The following is a 22,848-nucleotide window of genomic DNA, read 5'->3' as shown; positions in this document are numbered from 1 at the left end:
AATAGAAACTACAAATCCAACTAATGTAGAAATAACACTCTCCCCCTAACCTGATACTTTCTGAATTGCCTCAATTACCCTTGCTGCTTGGAAAGGTTTAACTATAAAATCTTTTGCTCCCGCTTGAATTGCTTCTATAACCATTGCCTGTTGTCCCATAGCACTACATACAATAATTGTTGCATTTGGATCTATCTTTTTAATCTCTTTAATAGCCTCTATACCATTCATTTCCGGCATTGTAATATCCATAGTCACGATATCTGGTTTTAATTCTTTGTATTTTTCCACAGCTTCTTTACCATTTGCCGCTTCTCCCACTACTTCATGACCTGCTTTGGTAATAATATCTTTCAACATCATCCTCATAAATGCTGCATCATCCACAATCAAAATTTTCTTCCCCATTCTCTTATACCTCCTCCACACCAATTATTTCATCCAATATCTCCTCAATATCTAAGTATACCACAAGTCTTTCACCTTTTTTTATTAATCCCTTTGCTTTCTTACCATAAGTATCCACATCTCTAAACGCTTTATCAATTTCTTCTTGAGATGTCCTTAAAACTCCCTTAACATTTTCTACCAAAAAACCTACTTCAATATCTCTTATTTTCGTAATAATTATCTTTTTAAACTCTTCGTTCTCTATGTTGTGGCATATTCCACCGAGAATTTTTTTCAAATTAACAACTGGTATAATCCTACCTCTTAAATTAATCACACCATCTATTACCTCTTTTGATTTAGGCACAGGGGTAACTTCATCCTTATCAATAACTATTTCCACATAATCTACATCAAAACTCATTTCTTGATTACAAACATTAAAACTCAAAACTTCAAATTCCGTTTCTACACTCATTCTATCCACCTCACTCCACCAAATTTAAGGTGTCAATTATCAAAGCAATACTTCCGTCACCAAGTGTTGCACCACCACTAAATTCTTTTACATCTGAGAACAATTTCCCCAAAGATTTAATAACAATATCCTCTTGCCCAATCAAACTATCCACAGCTATACCGTATTTTCTATTTGCGACTTTAACAACAACAACATTCAATTCTTCGAACTCTTTACCATGTTCTATCCCAAGTATATCCCAAAGTTTGATTATTGGAATAACTTCTCCTCTCTTAACAATTACTTCTTTATTTTGAACCATCTGTATTTCTTCTGGAACTACAATTAAAGTACTGTCTATTACGGAAATAGGAATTGCATAGATATAATTCTTTACTTTTACAAGCAATGCTTGAATAATTGCAAGTGTTAATGGCAATTTTATAATAACCTTTGTACCTACACCTTTTTGAGATTCTATCTGCACGGTTCCATTTAAAGATTCTACTGTATTCTTTACCACATCCATTCCTACACCTCTACCAGAAAGTTCACTTACTTGATCCTTCGTTGAAAATCCAGGCATAAACAAGAATTCATATATTTTTTCATCCGGTAAAGTAGATGCTTTTAATTCATCAACTAACCCCTTTTCAATAGCTTTTTTCAAAATCTTCTCTCTATCCAATCCCCTTCCATCGTCTTCAACTTCTATAACAACATTATTACCTTCATGTCTTGCAGATAAAATCAAAGTACCAACAGGGGATTTTCCTTTTGCGATTCTTTCTTCTTTTGTCTCTATACCATGATCAATTGCATTTCTTATCAAATGAACAAGAGGATCTCCTATTTCCTCAACAAAAGTTCTATCTAATTCCGTATCCTCACCTTTCATTACAAAATTTATCTCTTTTCCCAAATTCTTTGAAATATCCCTAACCATTCTTGGAAATCTATTAAACACATAAGAAATGGGCACCATTCTTACCTTCATAACTATATTTTGCAAATCAAGTGTGATTCTACTAAGTTGTGCCAAAGATTCATCTACTTCTTTTATATTATATTTCTTCAAAATCTCAATTATCCTACTTCTTGCTATAACCAATTCACCCATTAAATTCATTAATGTATCCAATTTTTCTATATCAACCCTTACCGTTTGAGTTATTTTAACTTTTTTCTTTTTAGTTTCTTTATCATCTTTTTCATTTTCTTTTTTAGGTTTTTCTTTTTTTACTTCTTCTTTCTTTTGCTTAATTTCAACCTTTTTAACTATAACTTTTTCAACTTCGGATACAGAAGATAATTTTTCTTGCAATTTCAAAGGTTCTACCTTTACAAGCACATATAATTCAACTTCTCTATCAAATTTTTCATTTTCTATATCTTCCACAGTTGGTATACTTTTTATAACTTCACCACCCAATTCTTCAATTCCATGGAAAACCATGTACATTCTTGCAGATTTTAATTGAACATTTTCTGCTAAGATAACCTTTGTATAAATAAGATTATATCCTTTTTTCTTAGCCTCGTCTACCACATGAATTAGTGCCTCATCAGTTTCATATATATATTCCTCTGCAGAATCTTCAGAAGTTTCTTCAACTTCCTCTTCTTTAACTTCTTCTTTTTGTACATTGCTTTTGGATTCTTCTTTTTTTGCATTAGTATTAACAACTTGTCCTTCTGCTAGTTTTTCAAATACTTCAACCAATCCACTTACATCTTCTTCTATTTCCTCTGTTCCTTCTTTTGCAATTTTATCTAACATTTTATCAATTAAATCTAAACCGTTAAACAAATAATCTAATTTATCAGAATCAATTCCAACCTTTCCAGATCTAACTGCATCGAGAAAATTTTCCATTCTATGACAAAGTTTTGCCATATTTTCAAATCCCATTGTTCCAGCCATACCCTTTAAAGTATGTAAAGCTCTAAATGCAATATTTATATACTCCATATCTTCTGGATTTTTTTCCAAATCTAAGAGTGCATCATTTAATTGCTGAATATACTCTCTTCCCTCATCAATAAACACACTTAGATATTCTTCAAATGACATATATGTCACCTCCTACATTATATCCAAAAAATAATTTATAAAATATCCCGATTTTTCCTGCCAAAAAATCACTTTTGAATTTATCCTAATTCCAAGAAATTTGTATACCAAATCTCCTATATCTAAAAACACTTTTACATCATAACTTCTTTTTCTATCCAAAAAGTTATAAGCGGCTATATCCATTAACTTCTTTACCCTGGCTTTTTTTGCATAATAACTTTTCTCAATATTACTTACTACAAAAAATTGTTCATATTCGTAAAAATACAATTTAAATTCCTTTGATATATTTATTACCCATTCATCTTTTATTTTATCATATTTTGCCAAATATTTTTCAAAAATTTTTTTAATATTTTCATAACCATCGGATAATTTAAACAAAAACGCCACAGAAACACTTGTTGAATCATCCACATCACCTACAACGTAAAAAGTTGAAGTGGAATTTTCTATTAAACTTTCTGCAAGGTTATAAAACTTTGTTAAATCCGTGCTTTCAATGGAAAAAACCCATGGCTCAATGATTTTCAAAGCTTCTTTTGAATCTTCAACTGTTATACCAGCAAAATAATTTCCCAAAACGGGTATATTTTCCATTAAATCATCAACAAAGGCATTTCTTTTGTAATAATTATTCGTTTTTTGATGAATTTGTATCCTTAAGACTCCATCTTCAACTTTTCCTTTGAAAAATAAGTATTCAGTCTTTACATTTCCGTCTTCCACGGTAAAAGGTAAATTAATCTTTAAAGCACTTCCTTTTGAATATCCACAAATCCAAGTATCTTTCTCTAAAATACTAGAAATAGATTTCTCCACATTTGAAAATTGTAGCTCTGGATTTTTATATACGGAAATTAAATACTCTAAAGTTGTTTTACTACCGGAAATAATATAATAATCTTTGAATTGCTTAGCATACAAAAAATCACCAATAAAAAACAAACCATCATCTACTTTCACTTTTTCATCAAGAAGTTCACCAAAATAACTTGAAATTTCCGTTGCATTGCCCGTTTCAAATATCAAAGCAGAATCTTTTGAGAGATTTCTCAATATATCAAAATAATAATTTATATCAAATGATAAGGTATCATCTAATATCACTTCTCCACCCTTGGATAAAAACAAAACATTTTTCGAGAAAATTCTAAGGAATTTCTCTTTGTCTATTCCATCTTCATAGCCCATGTTTTCAATGTAGTTTATGAAGTAATTTTCAAAAGAAAGCCCTTCATCAGACAGGACAAAATTTACAAATGGCACTTTTTTTAAATCACTATAGATCTTTCCAGTATTCTGAAATTGGATAAATAAACTATAATCCAAAGGAACAAAGTTTAGGATATTTGAAAAGGCAAAAACAACGATAAGTAAAAAAACAGATATCAAAATTTTTTTCATCTCAACTCCTCCCAGGCTCTTTTTACAATGCTTTCAATATCTATTTCTTTTTCTTTCCCTTCTATTTTCAAATACAAAAAGTATTCAATATTACCATCTGTACCTTTAATCTTTGAAAAATCAATTCCTACAGGCTTTAAACCTTCATCTAAAGCAACTCTAATAACTTTTTCCAGCACTTCTTTATGAACTATTGGTTCCCTAACAATTCCACCTTTTCCTACTTTACCTTTACCCGCTTCAAATTGTGGTTTTACCAAAACAACAGCTTTCCCCGATTCTTTTAATATTTTCTTTATAATAGGAAAGATCTTTGTTATTGAAATAAAAGAAACATCGCAAACTACAAGATCCACTTTTTCAGGTAATTGTAAATTTCTTGCATTTGTTTTTTCTAAAACTATTGTTCTTTCATCACTTCTAATCTTCCAATGTAATTGTCCATATCCCACATCTACACAATACACCCTTTTTACACCATTTTGAAGCAAAAAATCTGTAAATCCACCTGTAGAAGCACCTATATCACATGCAACTTTATCCTTTATCTCAAATGAAAAAGAGTTAAAAGCACCTTCTAATTTATAACCACCACGACTTACATACTTTTCCTTTTGTTTTATCCTTATATTTGAGTTGATATCAACCATTTTCCCTGCTTTATCAACACGCTCATTATTAACAATTACATTTCCCGCCATTATAAGTCTTTTGGCCTTTTCCCTACTTTCAACTAAACCTTTTTTTACAAGAAGTACATCTAATCTTTCCTTCATCTTTTTATCCTCCATGTCCCATCCAAAGTTATTATAAAATACTCTTTTTCATCGTACAACAAATTTAAGTAGTTTTTAAATTTAACATCTTTAAAGTGGAAAAAATCCCCATCAAACCACACCATTTTATACCTCGGACGTATAACCATACCTCTAACAAATTTTATCTTCCCATTCTCGATTAAAAAATCATCACTTATTTCAGATATATCCTCTTTCTTTTTTGACCAGATATCTATTCTAAAAAGTTTTTTATCTGCATTTACATACAAATACTTGCCGTAACCCACACCGTAAAGTTTTTTAAATTTTTCCTTATATAGAACTCTCCTTTTACTCAAATCAAATACAACAACATCACCATTTACAAAGGCCAAAACAAGTAAATTACCGCTTATAAACCAATCAAATGGGACATCTGAGAACTTATATTTCCATGTTCTTTCCAAATCACTTAAACTACCATCAGAATAAAGCACAAAATTATTAAATACATCCAAAACAGATACTTTATTTTTTTCTAATATTTTCTCATACCAATAGTGCTGGGAAATTATTCTTTTTTCACTCGCAAAAATAGGTAGTTCTGGAAAATCAATGCTCTTTTTTCCCAAAATTAACTTTCTACCATCATAAACAAAACTTCCGAACAAATATATCCCACTTACAAAACTTTGTACATTTTCTATCTTTGTATCCTTTCCTATGTATACCACATTTCCATAAAAATCATAAAAACCTTCCTTGATGTATCTTATTTCGCTACCCACTTTAACTTTGTACATATTCTCCATATGCTTAATAACAAACGGCTTAAAGACATTTTCTACTATATAAAAATTCTCTTTGATGGGATCAAAAGCTATTGATTTTTTTGGTATATTCTTTTTTTCAAAGACTTTATCCAAACTTTGAAATAAATCATCCAGAGAATACGATAAAGATAAAAAGTTATCTTTTTCTATATCTTTGTACCTAAATTTCCAGGCTATTGTGTCATCTTTTCTTTTTAAAAAAATATACACAGGCTCTCCTATACCTATCAAATATCCCCTTTTGTAAAAATAATTTTCAACGTAAAACTTTAAATCATCAGGTCCTTCGTACAAAAGAGTTATAACAGGTTGTTTTAACCATTCTTGTATAATTTGACTTGCCTGATTGGTAATTTCATCTCCCATAAAAAATATCACACCACTTGCTTCAAATGTAACACCTATCAAAATAATACTTTGTACAAGTACAATCCATGTGGTGGTGCTGTACCAGCGGCCTCTTGTCTGGAACGTGCCTGCAAAATTTCTTCTATCTTTTCCGGTGTCCATTGACCTAATCCCACCCTTACCAAACTTCCAACTATATTTCTCACCATACTTCTTAAAAAAGATCTACCTTCTACCCTAATTAATATCAAACCGTTTGTTATCTCCAAAACCCTTATTTTATATATTGTTCTAACGGGATTTTTCTTATCATTTCCCTTTTTAAAAGATGAGAAATCATGTTCTCCCTCCAAAAAACTGCTAGCTTTCCTCATTGCATCAACATCCAATTTGTATCTAAAATGCCATACGTAATTTCTCTTAAAAACATCTTTTTCTCTCATGCTAATAAAATAGTGATATATCCTTTTTTTTGCGGCAAATCTTGGATTAAATTTTTTGTCAACTTCCCAAGCTTTTTTTATATATATATCCTCTGGAAGATTAGCATTCAAAGCATTTTTTATATCTTTATCAGTCAATCTATCAATCGGACAATTAAAAGCTGCAACTTGACCATTTGCATGAACACCTGCATCAGTTCTTCCCGCTCCCTGAGTATATATCCGCTCTTTAAATATCCTTTCCAGTGCATTTTCCAACTCACCTTGAACAGTTCTAACATTTGGTTGCCCTTGATATCCGAAAAAATTTGTTCCATCGTATGAAAATTCTATTGCAAAACGCTTCATAAAGCCATGATCCTCCCACCACCAGATTTTTTTGCAACTTTTAAAGCTTCTCTTGCTTTGCTTAACAAATCAAAATAAGAATTCTCACCTTCATCATGTACTAAACCTATACTGACCGTAACATTGAATTTTTCTAAAAGTTTCTCGTTAAACTTTCCAAAATACATTAAAGACTTTAATTTTGTACTATTTGGAAACAAAAACACAAAATTTTCTCCACTCAACTTATAAAAATAAACATCTTTTCTTTCCTCAAAATAATCATCTATATATTCGGAAATCATTTCCGCATATTCCGGCCCTTTTTCAAAATTAATACTATCAAAATTATCAATATCCAAAACTCCCAATACAACTTCTTCGCTATTACCTATTACAGATTCACAAAACCTCACAAATTCCGGATAAGATAAATACTTTAAATCTTTTGAAATCCAATATCTTGCATATGGCGTTCTCTTTAAAAACTGATATACAAACCATGATAACGTTTTTAAAAGCTTCAAATCGTTAACCGATGGTCTCATACCGGTAACTGGTTTATCAAAACTTATATATCCTATCATATTAGATTGATCATCTAAAATTGGAACAAGTAGTAAATCTTTTGGTTTCCAACTATTTTCATATTCAAAAGACATGTAATTTTCAAAGACATAAGAAACTTCTTCCTCCAAAGACACGGCATCTTCTGGGACAAAATAACAACCTTCTCTTTCAAATCGTTTTGAAAAATATTTCATAGTTGAATCTATTGATATAACCGAACTCCTTAATTTAAAAAACACATCATCGGTTATACCAGCTTTTGCAATCCTTAAAATCTTTTTATCTTTCCTATCAAATAAACTTAACAAAGCGGCTTCATAACTTGATATTTTACATATTATTTCTAATATATTATCCAATCTTTCTTCAAAATTTTCAATATTTTCGTCGTAAATAACCTCTATTAAATTCATCAGATTTTCATTTTCTTGTTCCAATTTTTTTCTTTCTATTTTCTCAACAAGCATAATATTGTATGATTTAATATAAAAAACTACAACAAAAAGATATACTACATACATAAAGGCCAAAAACAAAAACGGAAAAATTTTTACTTCAGAAAATAGATAAACAACGGAAATTATAAAAGACCCAAAAAATATCAATAAATAACTATTTAAAAGAGGATTTATTAATTCTTTTATTAACTCTAGAGAATAAATAGACATCCAAATAAAATTTGCAAGTAGTGCACCTAATATAAAAAGTGGTATCCTTAAAAATTCTTCACCTGCCAAGTAATATAAATAAGTACCAGCAGAACACATCAAAAAAGATAATAAAGCTCTTAACAACCTATTTCTCTTGGATGTCAAAAACCAAATAATCGGCAAAATAACGGTAACAGTTTCAGGAGTAATAAACAATAAATACGGAAGTGCTATCAAAAGTTCAAGTGAAAATTTGTACTTTGAAACATTAAGATCCAAAAACCTTGAAATAAATACAGATAAGGCAAAACTCACTACAAAAAACCAAGAAGTAGAAAATACAAATTTATCCGTCAAAACTAAAAGGAAAATACCAATAAATAGGGAAAAAATCACCAAATATAAATTTTTCTTTATAACAATCCCCCCTTGTACTTCTTATTTTAACATTTTTTATCAAAATTTTGATAATTTTCCAGAATGAAAAATAAGGATTGGTTAACAAAATATTAACCATTTCAAAAAATAAAAATGAACTTTTTATTAAATTTATATTTGAAATAGTTTTTCCCTAATCAAATTAAAGAAAGCAGCCTAAGGCTGCTTTCTCAAACTAGTTGATCAATCCTTTTCCCACTGTATAGTGCACTTGCAATACGTACCAACTTCAAATTCATGTTATTTTGTTGATAAGTCATAAAACTTAATAGTTGTGCCATCTGCTCCTTAGACATAACCGTATTCTTCTGAACTGAAGTCTCAACTGCTTTACTCATATGTGGTGTATATGTTATATTTCCTACTCCGGCTATTCTCAAATTATCACCTCCCTACATTACTTATCGGAAAAACTCACTCTTGGTTATAGATCCCCGCAAAAATAATACCAAGCCCTATGGAAAAAGATAAAATAGAGCTTCCACCATAACTTACAAATGGTAGTGGAATGCCCGTAACGGGAAAAATACGGCTTACCACACCCATATTAATAACCACCTGAAACAACATCAAAACAGCATATCCCCATATAAAGTATCTGACAACATCATCTTTCACTTCATCGGCTATCTTTATCAAATTACTTACAATAAACAAATAACTGATTACTATTAATAAAATTCCAAAATATCCAAAATTTTCCCCTATTGTTGCTATAATAAAATCTGATTCAGATTGTGGAACAAAAAAATAATACTTTCCCAGCGCAAGCCCTGTACCAAAAAATCCTCCATTTCCAATTGCATCGTATGCTTTTTTCACTTGCCATTGCATTTCATTTGACAAAAAAGCCTTCAGCCTATCCAATTGATAATCGTGTATAAATCCTATTTCTTTTAAAACAAACGCAATTAACACTAAAACTAAAATTAGAAAAATTACTTGAACTAATCTTGCACCTGAAAAATAAAGCAAAGTAATTGCAACCAACAAAATTAAAAGAGTGGTACTCAAGTCTGGCTCTATAAAAATTAAAAACAACAATGGGCTTATCAATAACAAGGGTTTTAACAGTCCAAACCAAATGTGCTTTATCTTTTCTTTGTTATCTTTTATATATATCGCCAAGAAATAGATCACAAATATCTTGGCAAGTTCTGAAGGCTGAAATGTCACAGAAAAACCTGGAATTTTTATCCATCTGTTTGCTCCATTTACTTTGTATGAAAATGGTCCAAAAAGAGGTAACAAAAGAAATCCAACAACTATTAAATAAAAAATCCACATTAATGCCTTATTTTCAAAAAAATCTTTCTTCAAATAAAATGTCAGAAATGTAGAAACTAGTATACCAAATAATATATAAAACACATATTTTTTAAAGAAAAAATTCATTCCAAAATCATAAAAATCCCTTGCAAAATCTATTGTATACAAAGCTACTGAAGCGACTATAAACAACGCAAAAAGCGCCGTTATCAAGATCAAAATACTATATCTCATAAAATTCCTCCCAAAGCATTAACAGCTCGGACAGGAACATAGACGAAAAATCCATACCTTTTTCACTCAATTTCACACCGTCAAAAAAAGAAAATTTCCTTTTTAGAGTATTTAAAATTGCTTCCATATTTAAATCCAAATGTACCAACTTCCTATCAATTCCCCATTTTGTCCTAAGCATCATAAATATAGTTTCCAATACTTCTCTGATATTATTATTCTCGGAATTGTATCCATATGGATATTCTCCTAAACGCAATTTTGAAAAATAACTTTTAAAGTCAGAAACATTGTTATACCTAAATTTTTTTAAATGACCACCTGCAGCCAATCCTAAACCTATGTAATCACCGTTAGCCCAATAAACTAAATTGTGTTTTCCATACTTTTCATTTAACGCAAAGTTTGATATCTCGTATCTCTCATATCCTTCTTTTTTAAAAAAATCCAACAAGGCATCGTATCTTTCAAAAGACTCTTCAGATATTCTCTTTATAATCTTTGAAATAAAAGTTCCTTCGTGAATTTCTAACAAGTACAAAGATAAATGAACGGGATACTCAAGTCTTACAAATTCCACTATTTTTTCAACGCTTCTCCAATTCTCCCCTGGTAAACCTACTATAAAATCTACGCTTACATTGTCAAAAATTTCGCTGGCAATTTTATACGCCTTATATGCCTGATAACTATCGTGAGATCTTCCTGCCTTTTTTAATACCTCATCGTCAAAAGACTGGATTCCCAAACTAATCCTATTCACACCTAAAGATTTGTAAAAAAGCGCCTTTTGCCTATCAAAAGAATCAGGATTAATTTCTATAGTAAATTCTTCTAAAAATAAATATCTATCTATGTGGAATAAAATCTTCTCAATATAATGCTCATTTATATAACTCGGGGTCCCACCACCAATATATAGGGTCTTTATCCCTTTTTTCAAAAAACTTTCATACAAACTTATTTCTTTTATCAACGCTTCTATATAATTTTCCACACTACCTTCTGTATAACTAACAAAATCACAATAATAACATTTCTTTTTACAAAAAGGTATGTGAATATAAAGTGATACTTTATCTAAATCACCAATTAAATCTGATAGAGATTTTTCCATCCCAAACAACAAATTCTCCTTTCAAAGGTTGTATTACGTAAAATCCCGTAAAATAGTTAAAATTAAATATATCATTTGTAGGAGAATAAACGTACGCATATCCAAATCCCCTTATCTTACCAAGATTAAAAAATTTTCTAATTCCTACATCCAAATAAATCTCTTTAAAATTACTACCAAGTCCCCCTAATATTCCTTGTTCCAAAGAATTATCCAAAGGATATAAATAACCCAAAAAATATTTTCCAGCTAAATTAAAAAAATAACCGGAATAATCCTTATATTTGAAAAAATACCTATTCATAGAATAACCAAAATCAAATCCCTTTTTTAAAAACAAACTCCTCGTGTTTAAAGAAATAGGACCTATTGCGTAAAAAGACTTTGAAAGAGAAGAATAAAATGCGTAATCTTTTGAAACAAAAAATTCCAAATTTTGAAAACTATTGGGAATTTGCAAAACTTCATTTTCAACATAAAGGTAAATTCCAAAATTACTCCCCACAAAAAAAGCACCTGAAAATGCCTCTTTACTTTGTGGAATTTTGACTTTCAAAAACCCTACATCCTTTACCGTATAATATCTTGTTTCAGTAGAATAGGAAAATCCCACTCCAAAACTATCGCCCAGCTGTATAAAAAAAGGTGGAGAGTTTAATATAATTGAATTATCAAAAATCAAAAATTCTCCTGAAAATATGGCTATTGAAAACACTAAAAAAAGCAACACAAATTTTTTCATTTTATCAATCTCCCAACAGTTTCTTTGCTATTTCATTTACCTTCCTTGCATCTGCTTTTCCTTTTGTTTGTTTCATTACCTGCCCCACAAAAAATCCCATCAATCCTTTTTTACCATTCTTGTATGCCTCTACCTTATCTTTGTTTTCATCCATAATCTTTTTCAACATCTCTTCAATTAACGTTTCATCACCTATTACCTCTATTCCCTTTTCTTCCACTATTTTGCTTGGACTTTTCCCCGTTTCAAAAACTTCTTTAAAGATTTCCTTTGCAATATTTCTTGTAATCTTTCCATCAACAATCAACTCAAACAACTCTTTAAAATGATGAGGTTTTATTTTCAAAGTATCAAAATCATCTTCAGACGATGTGTATTTTAGAAGCTCTGTTAAAAACCAATTTGATGTCTCTTTTGGATTCTTTGTTTCAAATACACATCTTTCAAAGAAATCCGCAAGTTTAACGGAAGAAGTTAAAATTTTTGCTTCATAATCTGTCAACGTATATTCTTTCTTAAATCTATTTAATTTTTCATCTGGAAGTTCAGGCATCTTTTCCACAATTTTCTTGATTTCTTCCTTTGAAATTACAACAGGAGGTATATCTGGTTCTGGAAAATATCTGTAATCATTTGCTTCTTCTTTGCTCCTCATAGAAATAGTTGTTTTTGTTGATAAATCCCAACCTCGTGTTTCCTTTAAAACGTTCTCACCTCTTTTAAGTTGTGACTTTATCCTTTCAAATTCATATTCTAATGCCTTTTCCACAAATTTAAAAGAATTCATATTTTTTACTTCTACTTTATTGCTCTGGACATTGTTTTCCAAGTCAATTACGGAAATATTGGCATCACATCTCAGCGCACCTTTTTCCATATCACCTGTACTTACACCTAAATATCTTAATATCTGCCTCAATTTTTCTAAAAATTTCTTTGCTTCTTCTGGTGATTCTATATCAGGTTCAGTTACTATTTCTGCAAGAGGTACACCACACCTATTCATATCAACAAAAGAACTTTCAGCCTGGGTAATAGTCTCAGAAGAGTGAATTAATTTTCCCGCATCTTCTTCCAAATGAATTCTGTTTATTCTTATCTTTTTACCATCTAATTCCAAAAAACCTTCAGTGGCAAGTGGATAAAAATATTGTGTTATTTGATATCCCTTTGGAAGATCCGGATAAAAATAATTTTTTCTGTCAAATTTTGTATATTCATGTATTTTACAATTCAACGCAGCGGCTAATAATATACCAAATTCATACATCTGCTTAGATGGCACAGGCAACGCTCCTGGTTGCCCTGTACACACTGGACAAATTGCAGTATTTGGTTCTAATTCAAATACATCCGCACTACAAGAACAAAACGCCTTTGTCTCAGTATTCAACTGGACGTGTATTTCAAGACCAATTACTGGCTTAAATCTCATTTTTTCGCCTCCCATGGAAAAACAACAGGAACATCTCTTTCAATGAAATTTGCAAATCCCAATACTTTTGGATCATCAAACCTTTTACCCATTATTTGCATTCCCACTGGCAAATTGCCTGAAAAACCAAATGGAATACTTATGGCAGGTAATCCTGCAAGATTAGCTGGAATGGTAAAGATATCCATCATATAATAGACCAAAGGATCCCTTACTTCTCCTATTTTAAAAGCGGTAATTGGAGAAGTAGGTGTGATTATAAAATCGTACTTTTCCAAAAAACTGTTTAATCTATTTGAAATCAACCTTCTGACCTTCTGTGCTTTTTCAAAATACGCATCATAATACGCAGCGCTTAAAGTAAAAGTTCCCAACATTATCCTTCTTATAACCTCTGTTCCAAGTTGTTTTCTACTTTTTAAATAAGTTTCAAGCAGACCTTTTTCCTCCACTCTGGTTCCAAACCTAATTCCATCAAACCTGGATAAATTAGAACTTACCTCAGCAGGTGCTATTATGTAATACGTTGCCACAGAGTACTTTAACTCGGGAAAAGAAATCTTTTCAACCTTTACACCTTTCTTTTCCAAAAATTTTATAAATTCTTCAAATTGTTTTTTTACTCCTTCTTCAACACCTTCACCAAAGACTTCCTCTGGATATGCTACAACAGCTTTTGAAAAATCCTTTTCTAATAATACTTCAAAATCAATTTTTTTATCAACCGTTGTTGCATCTCTTTCGTCTTTTCCGTAAATTACATTCATCAAATAAGCAGCATCTTTTGTAGTTTTAGTTATAGGACCAATCTGATCTAAAGAAGACGCAAACGCCACAAGTCCATATCTTGAAACCAAACCATATGTAGGCTTAAAACCTATAACACCACAAAATGCGGCAGGCTGCCGTATCGAGCCACCTGTATCACTTCCAAGAGCAGCAACCACCTCTCCACTAGCGACAGCTGCCGCAGATCCCCCACTACTCCCCCCTGCAACTCTCTCTTTATCCCAAGGATTTTTTGTAACAAAAAACGCAGAATACTCTGTTCCCGTCCCCATGGCAAATTCATCTAAATTTGTCTTACCAACTATTGCAAAATTATTCTTTTTTAACTTTTCTACAACTGTTGCATCAAATGGCGGAATAAAATCTTCTAAAATCTTAGAGGCACAAGTGGTCCTTATACCCTCTGTTACAATATTGTCTTTAACAGCAATGGGAATCTTACCACTTGATTGTTCTACAACTGTAATAAATGCGTTAATATCTCCATCTTCTTTTCTTATAACCTTTAAAGATTCTCCTACATAATCTTCTTCTCCTTTAAGTACATCCTTTATAGTTAGTTTCTTGAATTTATCCAACAGGATCACCTCATCACTTCAATTTAATTCAACTATATATTATATCACATAAAAAAAATCCAGGTAACAGTGATTACCTGGATTTCAATTAATCTTTTTTCACTTTAAAACGGATTTTGCAAATATTTTTCCATCTTTTGCGTAAACTTGTATCTTCAAATAGGCCTCTGTGTCTACACCTATGAAATTAAATATAGTAGGACTTAAATTCAATAACACTCCAAAGAAATAATCATCACTGTAATTTTGTTCAATAAATGTTCTATCACCTGGTGTATATTGTTCAGGGCTTATCCCATATAATGTCATCTTGTCACTTTCCAAATTCACATACACAACAGGTGTACCCTCTTCGGTAACTTCAACCCCATATTTTTTACCATTTATTACTTCAAATTTGCTTATTCCTTCTAAATCATCCCAATTCAATCCACTATAATATACCACACCATAGAAAGGTACAGTTGATTGTTGCATACCAGAAAGAGCGTTTAATATAAAATCGGATATGTTAGCAGATATGTAAGCCGTACCACTAAAATCTTCCAAAAATTTGTTTAAATCAACATTCATCTCTTCTGTAACGTTTGTTAAAAGCTTCAACAAAGATTTTGGAATCTTTTTGTTCAAAAATATAAACAAATCTCCTCCTATTTTATTATCACTTAAAATATCCTTTCCTTGTTGTTTTTCCAAATCTAAAATAAAATCTTTAGTTTCTTGGTCTTTGGGAACAATTTCATTATAAAGTCTAAATGTATTTCCCTCTAATCTTGCATAACCATACCCTTCTACTTTTAAATCCTCATTAGTATTTACATAACTTACTGCCAAATAGCCTTTTTCTATATTTTCTTTAACCTTGTTAGGTAGCTTTCCACCAAACGGTAAATTTGAAAATACAAAATAACCATCCTTAACCAAGACCTCAGACGGAAATTGTATTCCTGAAAACGCTTCAAAAATTTCCTTTATTTTTTGTGGGTCTTTAGAAGGTCCAATAGCTATAACTGCACTCCCATCGACAGTTGAGGCAACTAACAATTCCTTAAATAAATCCAAATCATCTAAGGTGTAATTTTGCATCATTAGCTGCTGTTCCAAAATACCCAAAACCATCTGTTCAAGACCTATTTGATTTATAAATACATCTCCAGTATTTGTCTTTTTTAAAGCATCGTAAAATTGTGTTAAATCTGGTACATAAAACAACGAATCAAATTTTTCAGGTAAAAATTGGAAAATATTCGAAAAAGCTAAAAATACAAACAATACTCCCACCAAAACTAAATTTTTTTTCATTCTATCACCTCCAACAATCTATTAAAACCTATATTGCTAATATAATTCCCTTTACTTCTTCCCCCTCCTCCTGTACCACCATATATTTCTTTTAATTTCATTATAATTTCACCAACGTTGTACTTTCCAGTTGATGTAAAACTATAACTTTTACCATCAAATAGAATTAAAAGAGCATCTTTCTTGTCAAAAAACTTTGGAATATATTTTAATATTTCCTTTTCACCTTCTAAATAGTACACATCACCAACATTCTTAATTTCTCTTATCTTATACTTTGCCAATTCTTGAGAAAGTCTTTCAACTTTAGATACATACATTTTTAAATCTTCCAACGTTTTTGACACTTTTTCCTCAAGTTCAAATACAGAACTAGTTAAACTCTTTGAAATCCCACCTAAAATCCTATTATACTTTTGAAAGTAACTTAAAGCTAAACTAGAAGCAACAAAATAAACCCTTGTAAGGTTTCCCTTAACTTTTTCTTTTCTCAATATCTTTATTATTCCAATCTCTCCTGTATTCTTCACATGAAAACCACCACACGGTGAATAATCAAAATCTTCAATCTTTATTATCCTTATATCACCTTTCACTTTATCACTAACAGCCTTTCTAAGATTAAATTTATCAAGTTCAAATCTTTTAACCCAAATTTCCTCTACATTATAACATCTTCTCACGATTTCATTTGACAGTATTTCTGCTTCTTGTAATACATTATCTTCAATAAAGGGTACATCTAAATCTATAGTGGTATACTCAAATCCCATTCTAAATCCAACCGTATTTATATCTGCAACTTCATGGAGTGAAGCAGATAAAATATGTTGTGCCGTATGGTGTGCCCTTACAAATTCCCTATGTTTTTCATCTATAAAAACCCCCAAGATTCCTTGTTTTATCTCTCTATCGATTCTATGATATATTTTTCCATCTTTTTCAAACACACCTAAAACCTTGGCATCACCTATGTACCCTCTATCCCCAAGTTGTCCTCCCTTAAAATCCACATAAAATGGACTATTTGAAGAAACAGCGTATATTTTTTCTCCATCCTTTACAATACTTTCAACAACAATTTCCAATTAAATCCTCTCCTTTAAAATGTTTTTCCCATTAAAAAGAAGAAATTCCACTTATCGTTATAATACGCTTCACCTACTCTTATTAACCCCAACATTGGAACATTTAAACCAAGTTCTACTCCTATAGACCAATCTATCCTATCAAATGTGTAAGTATCACCTACATACGCCACATCACCAAATAACGAAAAGTAAAATGGATAATTACTCTTTTTATCTACATATCTTAAATCATTGTTTAAGAGAAATGCCATATTCCCTTCAAGTGTTGCTCCTCTAAGGCTGTTTAATCCAGACAAATAATTGTATATTTTGTTGCCTTCTTCCTGTAAAAGTTGAGATGCATATAAACGAGAGGCTATCGAAAACTTTCCAACCGGTATATGCATAGATGCTTCCTCTTGAAATTTATACGCAACAGGTGCATTTCCCATAACTTTAAAGTATCTTTGCCCTGTAAAGTTTAGATAAATTCCTTCTGTTGGAATTATTAAATCATCAAGTGTTTCAAATATATATCCACCTAATACGTTTCCTCCCAAATATTCTTCACTAACTTGAGTAGAAACAGTAGTCTTGTAATCTACACCAGCCCCAAAGATATACGAATTGTTGTTTATCTTTAAAGTACTAAGAGATATACTAAATCCCACGTTATTAGTTATAGTTGCATCATCAGTTGAATAAGAATAATTTAATTTCGCACCAAAAATTAACGGTCTTCCAAAAGGCTTTCTTATTGAATACTCAAGCCCCACTATTTTATTTTCCAATCCCAAAGAAAGATTTAAACCAATATTCTGTCCAAATCCAAACGGATTAACAGTCTTTAATTGAACTTGCGCTGCAAATCCTTCATACCACGGTTTTCCATCACCAGGAGGTCCCCATACCCCTCCTCCTATAAAGTTAAATCTTTTTGTTTTCTCTTCCAATTTCAACTTTACATCTAAAACGTTAGTTGAAACAGGCGTAATATCAAAATCTATATTATCGAAAAATTGTGTTTTATAAATCTCAACATATGTTTTTCTAAGTTCACTTTTATTTGCAAAATCTCCAGGTACAATAAAAATTAAATCATCAAAAGTGTATTTCTTTGTTCTTGTTAGACCTTCAATCTTCACATCTCCAAATTTGTATTCAGTTACACTAACAATAAATTTATTATCCTTTATTTTTGGTTGAACATTTACTATGTATTCATTTTTCTCATACCAATCTTTTACCTTTTGTAAAATATCTAACAAATCACTATTCGTCAGTGTGCCAGACGCAGTTATCTCTGGAAAATCATATAAGGTATTTCCTTCTACTTCCACACTCTCAAAAAATAACGGATTTTTTATAAGTCTATTCTGCACAACGATAATTTTCAACTTTTTCGATGGTTTTTCACTTTCCACACTCAAAATTTGTATTTTTGAGTATGGTGAAAAATACACATACTTTCCGAACTCTTGAAATATCCTTTGCAAATCAGACATCTTTGGATAATAAGATTTTTCATCGTCAAATAAACGTAAAAACCAATTTTTTGATAAATAACTTTTATATTCTTTTAATTTTGAGTTTTCCTTTATTTTGGTCAAAATATCCTCTATATTTTCCGTTTCACCGGAAAATTCCACTTCATACAATGCATATTCAGTTACTTTAAAAGTTACACTTGTCGCGTTAACACTTCCCGAAACATAAATAAAAGCCTGCTCTTTATTTTTTGAAAAAACATTCGAAACAATATAACCTTCATCTTCGTACTCTTTTGAGATATTTAAAATACTTTCCCTGAATTTTACAAAACTAAATGGCTTATCTTCCTTTAAAGTAATAGATGCATCTAAAGTTTCCTTCGAAATTAATCCAACTCCTTCTACCACTAAGTTCACTTTTTCCACCTTTTTATTTTCTACCACATCTATAACTAACTCTAAACCTTTTCCTTCAATTTTCGACCATTCCACACTTGAAAAATAACCTGTGGATTTTAAGGATTTTACAATATCTAAAATTGCATAATCGTTAATATCTTTTCCCAAATATTGAGAATATGCAAACTCTAAATCTTTCTCATCAAGTAGTTTCAAACCATTAATAGTTACCTTCTCAAGTACCGTTGCAAATGAAAACAGAAAGATTCCCAAAAAGAAAAGGACAAAAAACTTTCGCATGCTTATTCCTCCTTGTATTCTAATTCTTTAATCATTTCCTTTAAAATATTTATTTTACTTGGAGAATCTAGCTCTCCTAAGTATTTTTTTACAACTTCTGAACTTATTTCATAGCATTCTTCATTTCTGCATCTTTTGATTTGGAAATTTACATTTTTGTTCATTAAAAGTGATAAAAATACAGAAATTAAATCTCCTACAGGTTGACAGTCTATATGTGTCTTTATAAAAGTAGCCCTTACTTTTGTACCTACACCCATTTTTGTCTGTATATCTAAAGTCCCCCCTGTCATCTCAACCGCTTGTTTTAAAAATGGAAGTCCCAGACCAAACCTTCTTATTTTTTTATCCCTCGATGTGTAAAAAGGATCAAAAACTCTATCTAAATCTTTAATACCAGGTCCATCGTCTCTTACCTCAAAGGTAAATTCCCTATCCGTTTCAAATATTTCTAACACTATATTTTTTGAACCTGCTTTCACAGAATTTTCGGCTATATCTAAAACATGATCTGCTATAGTCAAAAGTCCCATATTGTTTTCACCTTGCCTTCAACAATAGAAAGTAATACAGATTTCACTGTTTTTATTTCACAATCTATTATACTATATCTTTCACCAATCTGCTCTAAAAAATGGGCATCAGAAGAAGATATGGCTACAAACCCATTCTTACGCGCTATATCCAGCTCTTCTTTATTTGTAACTTCACAAATATTCACCGATAAACGTGGAAATACACCCAATTGGTACAGAATTCCAAATTTTCTTCCTATATGTGCATATACGGGTATTCCTTCAAACTTTAAAATAAGGGAAATTACTTTTTCTAAAGACAAATCGGTAGGAAAACCCAATGGTGTTTCTTCAACGCCTGTAAACTCATCCTTTTCATTGACATATAACTGATATCCAAAGCGTTCCGGATCATAATTAACTTTTGGCAGATGTTTTTTTACTATTAAAGAAAAGGTTTCTAAAGAAAGAATGTCAAAAAAATAACCTAAAATGTGTACATCCTCTATCGTCTGGACCTCAATTCCAGGTACAACTAACTTACCACATCTTTGAAAAACATCTCTGAAACTTCTCACATTTCCCCCTATGTTATGATCACAAATAGCCACAACATCTGGTGCCCTTTTTAATACCTCACCTGGAACCATTGTAATATCCGCACAAGGAGATAAACACGTATGAATGTGTAAATCACACTTCATCTTATCCCCAACGCATATACCTTTCCCGAAACAACAAATGCATTATCAGGAATCTTTAAAAGACATATATTTTCTTCTTTTGCTTTTTCTATGACTTCATCTGAAAAATCTAAATTCTCACAAAGCAATATCGCTTTGATCCCGGTCATAGCCGCTACAGCAATTATATTCAGATGATTCTGAACGGTAATCCATATAGAACTACTCTCTGCATTTTTCATGACCATGCTCAGTAAGTCCCCTGTATATGCATGAAGGATTTCACAATCATCTCTCAAAAAAACCTCTTTAGCACCTATTTTCTCAATTATTTCGGAAAGTCTCATAAAAAGCCCCCTTTAAGCAGTTTGATCAAACAAAATCCCTAACAAATACTTTGGAACAGACATCCCAAATGCCAAAGCATTTTTGGCAATTTCCAATAACAAAATTTGTCTTTTTAATTCCTCTCTTTTTATAGGATCTTGTTCAAGTTTCAATTTTATCTCAATTTGCCTTATTTTATCACTTATATGCCTTGTATCAACTGGTGTACTTTTCTCTTCACTTTTACGACCTGGAATGTACATCCAAACCTTTGTCTTTCCCGCAACTGCAGCTAAAAAAGAACCACGTTTTCTAATGTCAAGATAAATTCCTCCAGAAATTATGTACCCGCCTTCTTTTTCAGCTTTTCTCTTAAAAGCAAAATAATTACTCAGCTCCTGATTTAAAACCCTTAATACACTTCTACTTGCAGGCGCACCATGTGAAAGCCCTGGTTCTCCTAAGTCAAGTTTGTAACCCAACATAGGGTTTGAGATCGCTGAAACTTTCATTTTCTCACCTGCTTAAAAATTTAAGCGCTTTTTTTATTACATCATCTAAAGTATCATCCTTTTCTAAAACTCTATTAACAGCCTTTTTAGATTGAATTCTACTAAATCCCAAGGTAACCAACGCTTCTATCGCCTCAAGCACCTTTTTATCTTTTTTACTCATTGTTAAATCAAATTCCTTCATTGAATCCTTCAATTCCAAAATGATTCTTTCTGCAGTCTTTGGCCCTATCCCTGGAAGCATGGACAATGCTTTTACATCTTCATTGACAATGGCACTTACAATGTATGATACATCATTAGAAGTTATTATCTTTAACGCCGTCTTTGGTCCAAGCTTATTAACTAACAATAGCTTTTCAAACAATTTCAATTTCAAAACATCTAAAAATCCATATAAATTTATTCCATCATCATTTATTATCATCTTGGTAAAAACTTTAATTTTTTGACTTAAATATTCTTCAAAGACTCCAGGATCCCCTACAATAACTTCGTAGACTAAATCGTTTACATTTAAATAAATCCTTCCGTTTTCTATCTTTTCTAAAACTCCGAATATTGCATGTATCACAATTTCACCTCAAACAATTCTGCCGCATTTTTCACAAGAGTTTCTGAAACATCTTCACCCAAAACCCTGTTAATTTCCTCCACAACAAATCTTACATACCCCGGTTCATTTCTCTTTCCCCTAAACGGTTGCGGTGGAAGGTATGGACAATCTGTTTCTGAAACAATATTTTCTTCTCCCACCAATCTGACCACATCCCTTAAATTTTCGTTCTTTTTATACGTTACAGGTCCCCCTATTCCCAAGAAAAATCCCAATTTTACAAACTTTAACGCATATTCATTATCACCACTAAATGCATGTATTACCCCATTAAAATGTCCTATCATTTCAATTATATTATACGCATCTTCATATGCATCTCTAATATGCACAACAACTGGTAAATTTAACTCCTTTGCCAAAATAAGTTGCTCAGTAAAAACTTTTTGTTGAATCTCAAAAGGTGAAATATTTCTATAATAATCCAATCCTATTTCTCCGATGGCTACTACCTTTTCGTCTTTTGCTAACTTTTCCAAAACTCCGAGATAATCTTTACTCACATCTTTACTATCATGTGGATGAACACCTACTGTAGCGTAAATTTTTTTATAATTTTTTGCAAGCGATAAAGATAAATAACTATCTTCAATATTAGTGGCAACATTAACCAAAAACGGAAAATCATTTAACTTTTCTATTATTTCTTTTCTATCTTTATCAAAGTGTTTCATATGTAAATGCGCATGCGTATCTACAAATCTCATATATTATCACCTCAAAAATATTATACCACTTTCAAAAGAAAAAAGTCCCGGAAAACCGGGAC

General features: G+C 31.2%; 23 protein-coding genes. All 23 read right to left on the bottom strand.

Annotated elements, in window-relative coordinates; genetic code table 11:
- Positions 1–45: 45 nt before the first annotated feature.
- Positions 46–408, bottom strand: coding sequence for a chemotaxis protein CheY (cheY, locus tag AS157_RS05280; RefSeq protein ID WP_077289432.1), 363 nt, complete (start codon positions 406–408; stop codon positions 46–48).
- A gap of 4 nt (positions 409–412) precedes the next feature.
- Positions 413–868, bottom strand: a complete 456-nt coding sequence (locus tag AS157_RS05275; protein ID WP_075666719.1) for a chemotaxis protein CheW — start codon at positions 866–868, stop codon at positions 413–415.
- A gap of 10 nt (positions 869–878) precedes the next feature.
- Entirely contained in the window at positions 879–2,924 is a 2,046-nt protein-coding gene (locus tag AS157_RS05270) for a chemotaxis protein CheA (protein WP_214494990.1), read from the bottom strand.
- 12 nt (positions 2,925–2,936) lie between these two features.
- A complete protein-coding gene (locus AS157_RS05265) occupies positions 2,937–4,334 on the bottom strand; it encodes a hypothetical protein (RefSeq protein ID WP_077289430.1) in 1,398 nt (465 codons plus the stop codon).
- Positions 4,331–5,110, bottom strand: a complete 780-nt coding sequence (locus AS157_RS05260) for a TlyA family RNA methyltransferase (RefSeq protein ID WP_143609001.1) — start codon at positions 5,108–5,110, stop codon at positions 4,331–4,333. Before AS157_RS05260 ends, AS157_RS05265 begins: the two co-directional genes overlap by 4 nt.
- Positions 5,107–6,435, bottom strand: coding sequence for a hypothetical protein (locus AS157_RS05255; RefSeq protein WP_143611769.1), 1,329 nt, complete (start codon positions 6,433–6,435; stop codon positions 5,107–5,109). The genes AS157_RS05260 and AS157_RS05255 overlap by 4 nt, the downstream gene beginning before the upstream one ends.
- Complete coding sequence (truA, locus tag AS157_RS05250) at positions 6,330–7,064, bottom strand: tRNA pseudouridine(38-40) synthase TruA (RefSeq protein WP_077289428.1); 735 nt, start codon at positions 7,062–7,064, stop codon at positions 6,330–6,332. The genes AS157_RS05255 and truA overlap by 106 nt, the downstream gene beginning before the upstream one ends.
- Positions 7,061–8,578: a nucleotidyl cyclase domain-containing protein gene (locus AS157_RS05245; protein ID WP_231450342.1), complete on the bottom strand. Its 1,518-nt coding sequence runs from the start codon at positions 8,576–8,578 to the stop codon at positions 7,061–7,063. Before AS157_RS05245 ends, truA begins: the two co-directional genes overlap by 4 nt.
- A 293-nt stretch (positions 8,579–8,871) precedes the next feature.
- Entirely contained in the window at positions 8,872–9,081 is a 210-nt protein-coding gene (locus AS157_RS05240; RefSeq protein WP_077198325.1) for a hypothetical protein, read from the bottom strand.
- Between the two features lie 34 nt (positions 9,082–9,115).
- Positions 9,116–10,204 carry an FtsW/RodA/SpoVE family cell cycle protein gene (locus tag AS157_RS05235; RefSeq protein WP_077198324.1) on the bottom strand — a complete coding sequence of 363 codons (1,089 nt, stop codon included), beginning with the start codon at positions 10,202–10,204 and terminating at the stop codon, positions 9,116–9,118.
- Positions 10,194–11,321, bottom strand: coding sequence for a radical SAM family heme chaperone HemW (hemW, locus tag AS157_RS05230; protein ID WP_077289506.1), 1,128 nt, complete (start codon positions 11,319–11,321; stop codon positions 10,194–10,196). The genes AS157_RS05235 and hemW overlap by 11 nt, the downstream gene beginning before the upstream one ends.
- The gene (locus AS157_RS05225) at positions 11,290–12,063 is read right to left on the bottom strand and encodes a hypothetical protein (protein WP_197023233.1); all 774 of its coding nucleotides are present in this window, start codon (positions 12,061–12,063) and stop codon (positions 11,290–11,292) included. Before AS157_RS05225 ends, hemW begins: the two co-directional genes overlap by 32 nt.
- Positions 12,064–12,067: 4 nt before the next feature.
- The gene (gene gatB, locus AS157_RS05220) at positions 12,068–13,498 is read right to left on the bottom strand and encodes an Asp-tRNA(Asn)/Glu-tRNA(Gln) amidotransferase subunit GatB (protein ID WP_077289426.1); all 1,431 of its coding nucleotides are present in this window, start codon (positions 13,496–13,498) and stop codon (positions 12,068–12,070) included.
- A complete protein-coding gene (gene gatA, locus AS157_RS05215; RefSeq protein WP_077289425.1) occupies positions 13,495–14,865 on the bottom strand; it encodes an Asp-tRNA(Asn)/Glu-tRNA(Gln) amidotransferase subunit GatA in 1,371 nt (456 codons plus the stop codon). Before gatA ends, gatB begins: the two co-directional genes overlap by 4 nt.
- Before the next feature lie 99 nt (positions 14,866–14,964).
- Entirely contained in the window at positions 14,965–16,167 is a 1,203-nt protein-coding gene (locus tag AS157_RS05210; RefSeq protein ID WP_077289424.1) for a hypothetical protein, read from the bottom strand.
- Positions 16,164–17,255 carry an alanyl-tRNA editing protein gene (locus AS157_RS05205; RefSeq protein WP_077289423.1) on the bottom strand — a complete coding sequence of 364 codons (1,092 nt, stop codon included), beginning with the start codon at positions 17,253–17,255 and terminating at the stop codon, positions 16,164–16,166. Before AS157_RS05205 ends, AS157_RS05210 begins: the two co-directional genes overlap by 4 nt.
- Positions 17,256–17,269: 14 nt before the next feature.
- Entirely contained in the window at positions 17,270–19,426 is a 2,157-nt protein-coding gene (locus AS157_RS05200) for a BamA/OMP85 family outer membrane protein (RefSeq protein WP_077289422.1), read from the bottom strand.
- 2 nt (positions 19,427–19,428) lie between these two features.
- Positions 19,429–19,959 (bottom strand): ATP-binding protein, encoded by a 531-nt coding sequence (locus AS157_RS05195; RefSeq protein WP_077289421.1) that lies wholly within the window; start codon positions 19,957–19,959, stop codon positions 19,429–19,431.
- Positions 19,947–20,645: a PHP-associated domain-containing protein gene (locus AS157_RS05190; RefSeq protein ID WP_143611768.1), complete on the bottom strand. Its 699-nt coding sequence runs from the start codon at positions 20,643–20,645 to the stop codon at positions 19,947–19,949. The genes AS157_RS05195 and AS157_RS05190 overlap by 13 nt, the downstream gene beginning before the upstream one ends.
- Positions 20,642–20,971, bottom strand: coding sequence for a DRTGG domain-containing protein (locus AS157_RS05185; protein ID WP_077289420.1), 330 nt, complete (start codon positions 20,969–20,971; stop codon positions 20,642–20,644). The genes AS157_RS05190 and AS157_RS05185 overlap by 4 nt, the downstream gene beginning before the upstream one ends.
- 12 nt (positions 20,972–20,983) lie before the next feature.
- On the bottom strand, positions 20,984–21,463 hold the full coding sequence (locus tag AS157_RS05180) for a hypothetical protein (RefSeq protein WP_077289419.1): 480 nt from the start codon (positions 21,461–21,463) through the stop codon (positions 20,984–20,986).
- Positions 21,464–21,467: 4 nt separating this feature from the next.
- Positions 21,468–22,037 carry a Holliday junction branch migration protein RuvA gene (gene ruvA, locus AS157_RS05175; RefSeq protein ID WP_077289418.1) on the bottom strand — a complete coding sequence of 190 codons (570 nt, stop codon included), beginning with the start codon at positions 22,035–22,037 and terminating at the stop codon, positions 21,468–21,470.
- Positions 22,034–22,786 (bottom strand): TatD family hydrolase, encoded by a 753-nt coding sequence (locus AS157_RS05170; RefSeq protein WP_077289417.1) that lies wholly within the window; start codon positions 22,784–22,786, stop codon positions 22,034–22,036. Before AS157_RS05170 ends, ruvA begins: the two co-directional genes overlap by 4 nt.
- Between the last annotated feature and the right edge of the window lie 62 nt (positions 22,787–22,848).

It is taken from the genome of Thermosipho sp. 1244, from assembly GCF_018588215.1.
Classification (GTDB): domain Bacteria; phylum Thermotogota; class Thermotogae; order Thermotogales; family Fervidobacteriaceae; genus Thermosipho; species Thermosipho affectus.
The sequence above is the reverse complement of the archived record's forward strand: the minus strand, read 5'-3'. Positions and strand labels throughout refer to the sequence as shown.